Source organism: Arsukibacterium sp., from assembly GCF_036735525.1.
Taxonomy (GTDB): domain Bacteria; phylum Pseudomonadota; class Gammaproteobacteria; order Enterobacterales; family Alteromonadaceae; genus Alishewanella.
The window spans coordinates 1-10,712 of sequence record NZ_DAINOE010000093.1 but is presented as its reverse complement, the minus strand read 5'-3'; the positions used below and the strand labels follow the sequence as shown (position 1 = coordinate 10,712).

Below are 10,712 nucleotides of genomic sequence, written 5' to 3'. Positions count from 1 at the left end.
GAGCTGCGCGGCTTGCGCCTTGCAAAGAGCAAAAGCGCTCTAATGACGCCTTAATGTTTCCTAACTGGATCCAGTTTTTACGGGTGATCATGTAAGCGCCCGCGGCGTTGATAATGCCGGTTATTTTCTCCCGCACTGTGCCGCTGGCTGTCTCTGATACTTTTTTAATGGTGTTAACCGGGTAATCTTTGCGGCTGGCTGACAGCCCGCCCATAAGCTGGATAAACTCACAAAAGCGGCCTTTATCTGCCGCTAGTCTGATTGCTTCGGTTTGCTCACATAACAACGGTTCACGGATGCGGCGCAATTCGCGCCATATTGATACTGATGGCCCACCGATAAACTGAAACTGCCTTATGCGCCAGCGTGACGCCCACGCCCGGCATTTATTGCTAACATCTGATAACGGCTCGCCGGTTTCGGTGTCGGGCTCATTTTCGTTTTTGGCGGCGTTAATGCTTTTGCTGATATATTTTGCAATGTAGGCCACGGCGCAGCCCTTTGCGGGGTCGATTTCTTCAACAGTGAACCGGTGTTCTACTGCGCCTTTTTCGTATGCGTCATGCTGTAAGGCGTAGCATTTCATTAAACGGATCAGCGCTTCTTTTTGCCCCGGGTCAACGAATAGCAATAGGTGCCAGTGTGGTGTTTCGTCATTGTGTGGTTCTACTACCCGCAAACCGGATATTTTTATTTCATTGTCGTTTAACTCTGCCCGGCACTTTGCCCACTGGTTTGTTAAATAACGCTGAGTATCACGTGGATCAGCGCCCGACCATTTGCGGCCGGCGTTGTAATGGTATGCGCCCGGCGCTGTCCAGGTAACAAAAATAGCCACATGCCCGGCCGCTTCTGCGGCTTCTTTCATGCCCCTAATGCGGGCCATCATTTCAAGCCGTCTTATCTCCGGGTTAGCCGTAGAACTAGCCGACGCATCCGCAAGGCTACACACTTCTAGGTCAAAACCGCCGTAATCTGTTTCAAACTCGCATCCGATAAAGTTATTTTCGAGGAACTCTGCGGCGTTTTGCTGCTGCTTTGTCCACTCTGACAAGCACTCTTTGCTAACGTAACTTTCTGCATGTTTACCCACCAACCCTAATGCAATGGCGATATATTCGCGGGCTTGCGCGGCTGTGGTTTTGGCCTGGCGCTGCCACCATTTCTCGTTATCCAGATGCGCCACACATTGGCTAACCTGGGCCAGCGTCATAGATTTACGCCCCACGCCCGGCGCTTTAAACCCGGCGTTTTGCGCGTAGTCTCTTAAATGCTCATAACGCGGTATTAATTCATCTATTACCCGGTAACTGTTGCGGGCTGTGGTGTAACGTAAACGGTAATGCTCACTTGCCCAACTGGCCGCGCTGGCGTCTGAGCTTATAGCGGTTAGCGGCATTTTAATTCTGTGGATGCGCTGCATGATGCGCCGCAGCCACACATTGGCGGCTACGGCATCGGCTTTATATTTTGAGGTGTAACGGCTGATAATGCTTTTTTCGTAGCGGGCTGGTAACGGATCAACCAGGGAGTTTGACCAGCGCCAATCGGTTAACGCTGAGCTTAGCATTATGGCAGCACCCGCCCGGCCAAATGCCACTCGCAACGGGTAACACGATTTAACAATATACGGTGAATAATTAGCGCCTTTTTAGTGGATCCAACATGGTTGTACTTTCGTTCAATTTCTAAATTTTCCAGCATGGCGTCTATTTCTTCCTTTGCTTGCGCAACTTCATTATGCGCCCACTTATAGCAAGATTCCGCCGTTAGTGGTAAGCCCTCAAACTCACAATGTGCCGCCTCAAGCAATGAGTCTAAACACTCATTAAGGTAGTATTTATGCCATTTTAAATGGTGCCTTAACATGCTCATGCTGCACCGCCTTCCAGCACTGGCTTAATGCCAAAATCAGGGTGAAATATGATTTTCTGATGTACGCCTATCGTGACGTTAAAATCACCGATGTTTTCAAGCTCGAACACCACAACAAAATACTGGTCGTCAACTGCATCACTAACCACAGTTAAAAACTTACCCTCTATTGCCAGCCCTGACGGCAATGTCATGCTGTAACGCTTGCCCGGCCATAAATGGAATTTACCGCCCAGTCTTATTACGTTCATGCTGCCACCTGCAAAGCGGTTAGTTTGCTGACGGCCTGCGCGGTTTTGGCGCGGTACGTGGGTCGGTTATCGACAATGCTTGCGGCATAATCCGCTTTCAGCTTTTCAAGGTTTTCAATGCGCTTGGTTAGCTCGGCAATGCTTAGTTGGTTGTTGTGTAAATGCGATAAATAAGCGAATTGTGACGCCATGCTTTCAGCGGCTACCGGATCAGAACACTGACACATTTCTTTTTTTAAAAATTTGCCCAGGTGGTTGTAATTTTGCATTTTTTTGGCTCCTGATTATTCTCCGCCCCATCCGCCCCCACGGCGGAGGGCTAAGCAGCAAGTGAATATGGAGTAAGCCTTGCTGCCGCCCGTGGGGTTTTTGTCGTCTTGGCAGACAACGAAAACAGGATAAGGCAAGCCCTGAGATTACGCAAGCCTTGCCTTGGTATGCAACCCTTGTGCTATTGGTCTATACTCTGTGTGGGTTTTTTGAACAAATGGCAGACACAAAATGCAAACTACTGACTTTCTAAATGACTTGAAAGCCGTGTATGGCTTAACTTCTGATTATCAACTCGCTAAAAAATTAAGCGTTAACACCTCAACAATAGGCAACTATCGCTCAGGACGATCTTATCTATCAGATGAAATGGCACTAAAAGTCGCTGACCTGTTAGAGATTGATCCCTTGATTGTCATGGCTTGCGTTCATGCTGAGCGCTACATGAAACAAGGGTCCGCCGAAGTGTTTGATTTTTGGTGTGGTGTGGCTGACAGGGCGATAAAATCAAACGCCAAAATGACGCTTCACGCGGTTTAAATGATGACTAACCCACTGATTAAGATAGGCTAATTTTTTTGGTCAGTGGGCAATTGTATATTATGTTAAATCGCAAATAATTGATTACTAAATAAACAAACTTATTATTACTGCCTTTTTGTTCAAATTCCCGATTAAAGGCGCGTTTTTTGCATTTACCTGTTTTAGCAAATAACGCTGTTTTTATTACTAAAAGGAATAAGTAATTCTATGTTAATTCAAACTCGGTCTATCAGTGATCATGCTTTATTGTTTACCTGCGGCTTTCTGGCCCTGCCTACTGTTACCGCTGCCGGTGTTGTCAATCAAAATCCTGATGTTGCTCGGCTGGCGATATTTTGCGCCGTTTCCGAGCGCACCGCGCAGCGTTGGTTAAAATACGGCCTGCCACGCCGAGCCAGGCTTAGCCTTGAAATGCTGGCCAATGGCGATTATTTGCCAGAAAATTGGCGGCGGGCCGGGGTAAAGCTTGAACATGATGGTTTATATTTGCGTAGCGGTCACAGTGTCAGTTTGGATCAGGTAACGCACTGGCCCTTTTTGATGCGGGCCGTGGACTGGTCAAAGGTGCCGTTTATTGATCGCCCTGGCGCTTTTTAACATCGGCCCGGCGTATGCCCTGCATGATTTCCAGAATATGCACCCGGCGTTCTACTTTAAACAGAAACCAAGCAATGGCTATCGTGGCACCGTTGGCGCCGGTGGCCAGTGCTTCCTGCATGAGTAATACAAAATCCTGCATTATTGCCCCGCTACTTCTGACAGCTCAATAGCCGCGTCAGCCACATTCACGTAAACCGTCGCCGGTGGCCCGCCAATTAACACGGCTACCACGATTAACAATCGCTTATGCTTTTTAAACCAGTTTTTCATTATTATTTTCCTGTTTCTATACTGCCATCAGGCAAAATTAAAATGGTGTCATTAACCGCTAACAACGTACTTAAATACGGTTCGCGCAAGTTGCCTGCCGGTGTCATGATCTGTTGCAAGATTGCCGGGTTGCCGGGGTGCATAGTTGACGCTGCTTTAAACGCCAGCGGAGTGATCACACCGCCTTTAAAATCTTTCGGGCGCAAGATAATCCCCGCCTGGCTGGCTACTAGCCCGGTGCCTGCATAGCGAACCGCGCTGATTGCGTCCCCTATTACGTCCACCGCAGGTTTTAAAAAGTCGCTGCCCGCTTTGTGGGCTTTACTCAGGCGGGTAAACACAAAGGCGCCAGCCAGCGCCAGCGCTCCCAGCCCTACTGCCAACATTAGCTGGCTGTTGGTCAGTTTCATGCCATGCCCGCCTGCGTGGCTTCGGTTATCAGTGCCAAGTCGTAGGGCTGTTGCCCGTTTTCGTGGTGGATCATGGCGGCAATCAATATTGGGTAATCACCTGGCGCCAAATACATATCCGGGAAAAGCCCGGTACGCTTAACCACGCTGTTCACATAGGCTTCAACGTCATTTTCTACCGCTGGCGCCCAGCGGCCCACGATTTCCCGAACGGTTCTGATATTGTAATTGGCGGCGTAGTTTTTCAGCATCCTGGCGCCCGCCCGGATGCCGTAAAATGGCGTTTCAAAGGTGGCAAAGCGGCCATCGGTGCCGGTTTGGCCGTTCCAGTTGTTACGCTGATTAAACTCAATGTTCAGCGGGTTATTGTTGCGAATACCACGCGGCGCATCTGATGCGGCTGGCTCATCTGCGGGTTGTTTCTTTGCCATGTATAACACTCCGATAAGTATGGCCGCACCGGCTGCGGCCAGTGCGTATGTTTTCATTTAAAACAGTTCCAGCACTTCAATATTTTTAGGAAGTATCGTGCCTGACAACACCGGTAGCGGCTGCGTATGCAGGCCATTATCCGGATAAGTACCCGCAGTGTTGAACACCAGCACCGCTTGCCCCGCATCGTCTTGCATCACCTTTAAATCCAGCACGGTTTTACTGGCCACGCTGCCTGTAGCGGGTACTGTGATTTTCTGGCCGGTGCCTAAATCAATGAAATTTAGGTTATTAGCCTTTGCAGTTATTAGCGTATCGCCTGCCGTGGCAATCGTGGCGCTGTCAAACTCAAAACCACCCATTTCCAAATAATCTACTTTCCAGCCTGTTGACTCATCTGTCAGCAACACCACCTTATCCCGCAGCGCCCGGACGCCCCCGAACGAGGTTTCGGCCAACTTTCGATTATCGCTTGCGGTGTAACCCAAACCTGTTATGTTCAAATTGGTAATAGCGCTGGCGCTTATGGCATAAAGACTGCTACCCGATGCCGCTGCAAACTTGCCGACACCGGCCAGCAAACCTAATCCTGTTGAAAAATCAACTTGCGCGGTGCTGTATTGCCAGACGTTGTTGGCCATATCGACCACTACCGCGACTGACATCCTCGGTGTTGATTGATTGCCGCTGGCTATGCAGGCAAAGCGGCCTGTTTTATCTACGTCAAACGCCACCCCCACGCCCCACTGAACAAACGGTATGGATTCGCCCGTTGCTGGTCGCACCGCTGCCGCTTTAAAGCTGACTAAATCGCTTGATTCAAATATCGCATAGTTACCCGTGCTGGAATCAAACCGCAGATTGTAGAACGTGCCGTTACGATAGGCCCACCGGCTATTGGCCGTACCAAACGCCACCAATGCCGGTCCCACTCTGGCCACTAACGATGTTGGCAATGCCTGATTCGCGCCATTGATCACTGCCACCGCCACCGGGCTATTACTGATTGGCGAGTGATACACCAGCAAATCAGGGCTACCCCCTGATGTTCTGCTATTGGTACCTGCTGTACCATTTAGGGTTTTAACCGCTTCGACTTCTGGCGGCGTGACAATGGCAGGCTGAACATAGCCGTAAATATCGCCAGACACCTTAAATTCTTTTTCAACGCCTGCTTGCAGCGTGTAGCCCTCTGCCAAATTTAAGTCAGCCCCAACGATAGTAATATCATCTTCTGGCCTAACAGAAATGGCTTGATTTTGGGCTGTTATGGTATTTAATTTGTTCAGGCCAAACACTTGTTTGCGTGTCGCTTTTAACTGACCTGCTGCTTTTACTGTGACGCCGTTATTTTGCAGCTTAATATCGCTGTACCAAATCACCGCCACGCCATATTCTGGCATGGTCAAATACAGGCGGTCTGCCGTCCTGTTTAGCTCTACGGCATCGCCTGCCAGCATATCTGACGACAAGATATAACTGCCTTTGAATAGCGCCCTGACGTTAACTTTGCCCGCACTGGCGCTTAATACGTTTAAATAGCGGCCCTCGCCGGTAATTTCGCGGGTTTCTCCCTGCTTAATATCTAATGTAAATAGCATCTGTTACCCCTTGCGAATTAAAGCAATACCCACCGCGCCAGCGGCCAGTGCAATCATTACCCATTTTTGCGTCTGCAACGATTCCACGCCCAACTGTTGGCCGTCACTGCGGCTGATGCTGTCCACTGCTTGCAGTGCGTAACGGGTGGTATTTTCTGACAGGTTGCGGCTTTGCTCGGATTCCTGGCTGGCGTAGCTGAGCAGTGCGCCGGTAATGGCGCGGCTGCTGTCGATACTGTCCCGGGCCACGTCTGAATTGTACCGGGCCAGACTGTCGGCTAAATTGTTGCTTCTGGCTGTTACGCTGTCAGCCAGCATAAATCCGCCCTGACCTAAGCTGTCAGCCAGCATAAATCCGCCCTGACCTAAGCTGTCAGCCAGACTAAAACCGCGATCAGCTAAATTGGCCATCTGGCCAACGGTTTCGCCGGTTAAATCAATAACGCCATTAATGGCCTGGCTGGCTACGTTAAACGCGCCACCGTCTACAATGGATATATTGCCGCCCTGATTGTTCACCCCGGCAAACTGGCCACTCATAACAATATCGGTGTTTTGCCGATTATCGTTGTAACTGTTGTCGCTCATATCCTGCGTTATGCTGGTATTGGTGGTATTTTGGGTGTTTTGGGTTTTGGATTTTGAGTTAAAGAAGCCGCCAAGCATACTGCCTACCTTTTTTTAATCAGTAAGATAGCGAGCAAGACGGCACCCGCGCCAAGTAACAGAATGGTTTGACTATTTGCGCCAGCGCTAGCGGCAGACGTAGGCTGGCGGCTGATGCCGCCGCCGTAAAATGCGCCTCCGGTCTGATCGCCGCCGCTGGTTGCTTCGCTGCTACCGCTGAAAGAGTAGCCACCGCCGCCCCCTGCCGCGCCCATCATTGCTCCGAACATTTACGCCCCCGGTTGCTTGTTGGTGCGCATTTTATTGCCCACCCAGTTAATTAAAAACGCGCCGATCACCGCGGCCGCCACTCCTTTAAAAAAGGCTTTGTTGCCATTTCCGCGCATTACAACACCCCGTACTTTTTAGCGGCAATTAGCGCCAAAACGCCCGCCACTACGTAAAGCACCGGCTTACTGACTGTCACGCCCGCCACTGTCATGGAGTCTTGCGCTCTGCGCTGATCAGGTGCAATGGTCGGCTGCGCCACCGTTGTACTGCTGTTCGCTGCGCTGTTGTCCTGGTACTTATTTGCTGTTAGCTGCTCTTGCGGCGTCTGGCGAATGGCTTTAATTTCCTCAATCGCCCGGTACTGGTCTAATGCCCAGCCAATACCGCCCTGGATTTGCGCCAAAAACGCCGGGGCGCCATTGTTATTCAGTACCGGGCTTTGTTCTGCCGTTGTTACGTACATAATGGCTCCTTACAGCGGGTTGCCAAAGCGGTCATAGTAATCCACGTGGATCACGGTTTGGCCACCCGTTGCCGCAAAATGTTTAATGCGGTAATCCTGAATGGTTGGTAGCAGCGGAAATGCTTGTTTCATATCACCTTGCAGGGTGAAATCCAGCACGTTAAAACCGGCCTGCGGCACCCGTTTATAGCGACGCTGCATGTATTCATTAACCGCTTTTGGCAGTTTAAAGAATGTCACGCTGTCCACTTTAAACTCTACATCGCCAATATCTGACTTTTGCACATAGTAGCGGGCCGCATAAACGGGCTGGTCAATCATTACACCGCCCGGCCCCGGTATTTGCGGGTTACGGGTTAGCGGTAACGTGGTGGTTTCCGTAAAGGCGGCTGCCGCTTGCTGAATGGGGTAGCTGCGCAATTTACGGATCCACTGGCCAACTGCTGGGAATGGCTCTGAGCGTTCCACAAAAATTTCAATGTTCGGATCGGTTACACCGGCTGCAATATCAAAGCTGATAGTTGCAGATGATAAACCGCGAGTGGCTAAGCCAAAAAAGCGACCGTCAGACAGTTCTGCCAGTACATCATCTTCATTGAAATGCCAGGTAAAATAGCCGCTTTCAATGGTACGGCCTAAATACTGGTCGATACTTTGCATCAGCGCGGCGCTGGCAAAATCTGAAACCAGAATTCCCGACAGTTCCAACTTAAAATTGGTTAGCTGTGCTGCCGTTACATTTGTCAGCTTAAAATGGATTTTGTCGTAGGTCGGGCCAAGCGGTAAGCGAACCGTGGCGCGGCGTCCTGCTAATACGTTTTCGATGTTTACTACATTGTCAAAGCTGCGAGCCATGATGTTCCCCTGATTAGCTAACGTGACGGCGAAGGTTTAACGGCAGATTTTTAGTAATGACTTTGCCCGCCATTACACCCACCGCCACTAATAAGATAAATTTAATATTTGCTTTCATTTTTTTGCCCTGCTCTGCTGGTTAATTTATTTGTGCTATACAGGGCATCATTACAGGTGTCATGCCTTTAAAGTGCCAGCTTTTTGCGCCGCGTTTCGCCTTGGCGCCTTAACGGAATTATTCGCGGGCTTTTTGGCCGTTACAGGCGCTTTTTGCGCTGGCTTTGGCTCGGCTTCTGGCGCGTTATCCCGCAATCTTGCGGTGATTTCTTCGCGTGTGCCGTCTGCTGCATTACCGACAAACACCCGGCGCTGTGCGTCCCGGTGCGCTTCGATAAAATCCAGCGGGCGCAGCTTTTCCATTAATGCAATAGGGATATCCATATCGCGGGCCAGCGCTTCACGGTCAGCATGACGGCCAAGCAGCCCGGTCCGCACAATGCTGGCCTGGGTTAATGCGGTTTTGTCGGCTTCGCTGGGTCGCTGAGTTGTCATGTAAATTTTAATGGCCCGCTTGCGGCCCCTGCGTAGCAACTGCCCCCAATGCTGCGGCGCCTTACCCACTCGGGTAACGTCTGCGATTTCTTCGGCTATATAGCTGCAATTTGTCCAGGCAAACGCCAGCGAGTTACACAATTCAAACGCCGCTTGCCCGCCTTGCACTAACCTGGCTTTAAACGGCTTGGTTTTATGCTCTTTTAGTGCGGCTAACAGTGCCGGGCCATCGTGAAACGACACAATGCCGGGAATATCTCCATATTCATCGTCAGGATCAAACACTAGAAGCCGTTTATCGGCGGCTACGTCTGCTTTGATGTAACTGGATTTACCCGCGCCGGTACTGCCGCAACAATAACGGATATCTGCCCTGCGGCTGGTGTCACTTCTGATAAATGCACTACTCACTGGCGTTCACCTCTTTTTCTTCTCGTTTTTCGACTTTCGGCTTACGCATTGGCACCCCGGCGCGGCTTTTTGCAATAACCGCCGTAGTGGCAGCGGCCAGCCCTAATGCGGCCCACTTCGGATCAAGCGTTGCACCCGGCAACCACACTTCAATAACCTGGCCCCATACCCCGCCAAGTGCCTGGCTTTCTTCCTCGGTTATTGCCCAATTCGGCGCGAGCATATCGGCGGTTAATTGAATTGCCGGGCTGAGCACATCAGCCATCGAAAATTCCACTTCGGATAATTCCTGGCTGGTATCAACACTGGCACCGGCCACCACCACGCCCCCGGCTAATTGCTCTGCCACGTTCCATTCTGCTGTTTCATTTTCGGTTATATCTGCCGGTTCGGAGTATTGCGCGCTGAAAGCGGCTGGCTTTTCTTCGGTATCAAACATTGGTAATTACTCCCACCAATTGCCCGGCTTTTTGCCTGGCGTTTCTTCGTGCTGTTCCGTTAACGGTTTTCCCGCCTGTGTTGCTGCGGGTTGTTGCGTTAACGGCTTTACGTCAGGCGGGAAGCCTGCGGCGGTTGCGTTAATGGTGTAGTTTTCTAGCGGCTGCATTTTGCCTTGCAACCAACGCTGGCCCGCTGGCAAATTCGGGGCAATTTTCCCGGCTTGGCTGTAGTAATACAGCTTGCCCCGCTTATCTTCCCGAACTACTGACAATTGGCCCGTAAACGGGCAGCTTATCACGCCTACATTATCGCGGGCCATAACCCACCCCCAGGGCGGTTTTAACCGCTATTGCTACTTTTGTTAGTTTCATTGCTGCCCCTTTAGCTGCTAATTAAGCCGCGTTGCTTTAACTCTTTTTTTAGCTGATCCAGCTCCCGCGCCACGTTGTTGGAATATTCCGTTGCCCGGCAAGCAATTAGCGCCAAATTCATATTATTAAACGCCGATCTCTGCGCCACTTCCCGGATTTTGCCGGCCACTAACAGCGGATTTTTGCCAGCCAATACCTTTGTTTCATCGTAAATCGCCCGTGTTTCTTCATGCACTTGCTGCGCAATACTGGTTAATTCCTGCATTTTGTTCCCCTTTGAAATAATCGGTTACTTTTTCCACTATCCACTCCCCGGCCCGGTCTAAATACCCGATTATTCCGGTGCTATTTTTCGCTGCTGCAATCTTTTCGTTAATCACTTCCGGGTCGCACTTACAGTTATTCACACGAGTCCGAGCTGCGCGGCTTGCGCCTTGCAAAGAGCAAAAGCGCTCTAATGACGCCTTAAT

Annotated in this window: 20 protein-coding genes; 2 read left to right on the top strand and 18 right to left on the bottom strand. The window is 50.5% G+C overall.

Translation table 11 applies throughout. The annotated features are described in order from the left end of the window. The 4 genes from V7D78_RS14490 to V7D78_RS14475 form a co-directional block, all read right to left on the bottom strand. A partial coding sequence (locus V7D78_RS14490) for a replication endonuclease (protein WP_333609170.1) occupies positions 1–1,570 on the bottom strand: 1,570 nt, incomplete at its 3' end. Next, positions 1,570–1,875, bottom strand: coding sequence for a hypothetical protein (locus V7D78_RS14485; protein WP_333609169.1), 306 nt, complete (start codon positions 1,873–1,875; stop codon positions 1,570–1,572). The genes V7D78_RS14485 and V7D78_RS14490, both read right to left, overlap by 1 nt. Next, positions 1,872–2,126: a hypothetical protein gene (locus tag V7D78_RS14480; RefSeq protein WP_333609168.1), complete on the bottom strand. Its 255-nt coding sequence runs from the start codon at positions 2,124–2,126 to the stop codon at positions 1,872–1,874. The genes V7D78_RS14485 and V7D78_RS14480 overlap by 4 nt, the downstream gene beginning before the upstream one ends. Then, positions 2,123–2,395 (bottom strand): hypothetical protein, encoded by a 273-nt coding sequence (locus tag V7D78_RS14475; RefSeq protein ID WP_333609167.1) that lies wholly within the window; start codon positions 2,393–2,395, stop codon positions 2,123–2,125. The genes V7D78_RS14480 and V7D78_RS14475 overlap by 4 nt, the downstream gene beginning before the upstream one ends. Before the next feature lie 232 nt (positions 2,396–2,627). Between V7D78_RS14475 and V7D78_RS14470 the strand changes: the two genes are divergently transcribed. Then, positions 2,628–2,936, top strand: coding sequence for a helix-turn-helix domain-containing protein (locus tag V7D78_RS14470; protein WP_333609166.1), 309 nt, complete (start codon positions 2,628–2,630; stop codon positions 2,934–2,936). Positions 2,937–3,146: 210 nt separating this feature from the next. Beyond that, positions 3,147–3,536, top strand: a complete 390-nt coding sequence (locus tag V7D78_RS14465) for a hypothetical protein (RefSeq protein ID WP_333609165.1) — start codon at positions 3,147–3,149, stop codon at positions 3,534–3,536. Here the strand turns inward: V7D78_RS14465 and V7D78_RS14460 are convergent. The 14 genes from V7D78_RS14460 to V7D78_RS14395 form a co-directional block, all read right to left on the bottom strand. Next, positions 3,511–3,678: a hypothetical protein gene (locus tag V7D78_RS14460; RefSeq protein WP_333609164.1), complete on the bottom strand. Its 168-nt coding sequence runs from the start codon at positions 3,676–3,678 to the stop codon at positions 3,511–3,513. The two genes, V7D78_RS14465 and V7D78_RS14460, sit on opposite strands and share 26 nt — an antisense overlap. Then, complete coding sequence (locus tag V7D78_RS14455; protein ID WP_333609163.1) at positions 3,678–3,809, bottom strand: hypothetical protein; 132 nt, start codon at positions 3,807–3,809, stop codon at positions 3,678–3,680. Before V7D78_RS14455 ends, V7D78_RS14460 begins: the two co-directional genes overlap by 1 nt. 2 nt (positions 3,810–3,811) lie before the next feature. Further along, on the bottom strand, positions 3,812–4,219 hold the full coding sequence (locus V7D78_RS14450; RefSeq protein ID WP_333609162.1) for a hypothetical protein: 408 nt from the start codon (positions 4,217–4,219) through the stop codon (positions 3,812–3,814). Further along, a complete protein-coding gene (locus V7D78_RS14445) occupies positions 4,216–4,707 on the bottom strand; it encodes a structural protein (protein ID WP_333609161.1) in 492 nt (163 codons plus the stop codon). Before V7D78_RS14445 ends, V7D78_RS14450 begins: the two co-directional genes overlap by 4 nt. Beyond that, the gene (locus V7D78_RS14440) at positions 4,708–6,252 is read right to left on the bottom strand and encodes a hypothetical protein (protein WP_333609160.1); all 1,545 of its coding nucleotides are present in this window, start codon (positions 6,250–6,252) and stop codon (positions 4,708–4,710) included. Positions 6,253–6,255: 3 nt separating this feature from the next. Further along, positions 6,256–6,918, bottom strand: a complete 663-nt coding sequence (locus V7D78_RS14435; protein WP_333609159.1) for a hypothetical protein — start codon at positions 6,916–6,918, stop codon at positions 6,256–6,258. Positions 6,919–6,923: 5 nt separating this feature from the next. After that, positions 6,924–7,148 (bottom strand): hypothetical protein, encoded by a 225-nt coding sequence (locus V7D78_RS14430; RefSeq protein WP_333609158.1) that lies wholly within the window; start codon positions 7,146–7,148, stop codon positions 6,924–6,926. A 116-nt stretch (positions 7,149–7,264) separates the two neighbouring features. After that, complete coding sequence (locus V7D78_RS14425; RefSeq protein WP_333609157.1) at positions 7,265–7,612, bottom strand: hypothetical protein; 348 nt, start codon at positions 7,610–7,612, stop codon at positions 7,265–7,267. 9 nt (positions 7,613–7,621) lie between these two features. Further along, positions 7,622–8,467 carry a major capsid protein P2 gene (locus V7D78_RS14420; RefSeq protein ID WP_333609156.1) on the bottom strand — a complete coding sequence of 282 codons (846 nt, stop codon included), beginning with the start codon at positions 8,465–8,467 and terminating at the stop codon, positions 7,622–7,624. Between the two features lie 177 nt (positions 8,468–8,644). Beyond that, positions 8,645–9,430, bottom strand: a complete 786-nt coding sequence (locus V7D78_RS14415; protein ID WP_333609155.1) for a hypothetical protein — start codon at positions 9,428–9,430, stop codon at positions 8,645–8,647. Continuing rightward, entirely contained in the window at positions 9,423–9,869 is a 447-nt protein-coding gene (locus V7D78_RS14410) for a hypothetical protein (protein ID WP_333609154.1), read from the bottom strand. Before V7D78_RS14410 ends, V7D78_RS14415 begins: the two co-directional genes overlap by 8 nt. 6 nt (positions 9,870–9,875) lie before the next feature. Beyond that, a complete protein-coding gene (locus V7D78_RS14405; RefSeq protein WP_333609153.1) occupies positions 9,876–10,190 on the bottom strand; it encodes a hypothetical protein in 315 nt (104 codons plus the stop codon). Between the two features lie 62 nt (positions 10,191–10,252). Continuing rightward, the gene (locus V7D78_RS14400) at positions 10,253–10,507 is read right to left on the bottom strand and encodes a hypothetical protein (RefSeq protein WP_333609152.1); all 255 of its coding nucleotides are present in this window, start codon (positions 10,505–10,507) and stop codon (positions 10,253–10,255) included. Next, positions 10,470–10,712, bottom strand: a 243-nt coding sequence (locus V7D78_RS14395) for a hypothetical protein (RefSeq protein ID WP_333609151.1), incomplete at its 5' end; no start/stop codon positions are given. The genes V7D78_RS14395 and V7D78_RS14400, both read right to left, overlap by 38 nt.

Coding starts and splice junctions, on each gene's coding strand:
- V7D78_RS14485 (WP_333609169.1), bottom strand. CDS start 1,875: ATGAGCATGTTAAGGCACCATTTAAAATGGCATAAATACTACCTTAAT.
- V7D78_RS14420 (WP_333609156.1), bottom strand. CDS start 8,467: ATGGCTCGCAGCTTTGACAATGTAGTAAACATCGAAAACGTATTAGCA.
- V7D78_RS14450 (WP_333609162.1), bottom strand. CDS start 4,219: ATGAAACTGACCAACAGCCAGCTAATGTTGGCAGTAGGGCTGGGAGCG.
- V7D78_RS14405 (WP_333609153.1), bottom strand. CDS start 10,190: ATGGCCCGCGATAATGTAGGCGTGATAAGCTGCCCGTTTACGGGCCAA.
- V7D78_RS14435 (WP_333609159.1), bottom strand. CDS start 6,918: ATGCTTGGCGGCTTCTTTAACTCAAAATCCAAAACCCAAAACACCCAA.
- V7D78_RS14470 (WP_333609166.1), top strand. CDS start 2,628: ATGCAAACTACTGACTTTCTAAATGACTTGAAAGCCGTGTATGGCTTA.
- V7D78_RS14430 (WP_333609158.1), bottom strand. CDS start 7,148: ATGTTCGGAGCAATGATGGGCGCGGCAGGGGGCGGCGGTGGCTACTCT.
- V7D78_RS14475 (WP_333609167.1), bottom strand. CDS start 2,395: ATGCAAAATTACAACCACCTGGGCAAATTTTTAAAAAAAGAAATGTGT.
- V7D78_RS14465 (WP_333609165.1), top strand. CDS start 3,147: ATGTTAATTCAAACTCGGTCTATCAGTGATCATGCTTTATTGTTTACC.
- V7D78_RS14410 (WP_333609154.1), bottom strand. CDS start 9,869: ATGTTTGATACCGAAGAAAAGCCAGCCGCTTTCAGCGCGCAATACTCC.
- V7D78_RS14480 (WP_333609168.1), bottom strand. CDS start 2,126: ATGAACGTAATAAGACTGGGCGGTAAATTCCATTTATGGCCGGGCAAG.
- V7D78_RS14460 (WP_333609164.1), bottom strand. CDS start 3,678: ATGCAGGATTTTGTATTACTCATGCAGGAAGCACTGGCCACCGGCGCC.
- V7D78_RS14445 (WP_333609161.1), bottom strand. CDS start 4,707: ATGAAAACATACGCACTGGCCGCAGCCGGTGCGGCCATACTTATCGGA.
- V7D78_RS14455 (WP_333609163.1), bottom strand. CDS start 3,809: ATGAAAAACTGGTTTAAAAAGCATAAGCGATTGTTAATCGTGGTAGCC.
- V7D78_RS14400 (WP_333609152.1), bottom strand. CDS start 10,507: ATGCAGGAATTAACCAGTATTGCGCAGCAAGTGCATGAAGAAACACGG.
- V7D78_RS14425 (WP_333609157.1), bottom strand. CDS start 7,612: ATGTACGTAACAACGGCAGAACAAAGCCCGGTACTGAATAACAATGGC.
- V7D78_RS14440 (WP_333609160.1), bottom strand. CDS start 6,252: ATGCTATTTACATTAGATATTAAGCAGGGAGAAACCCGCGAAATTACC.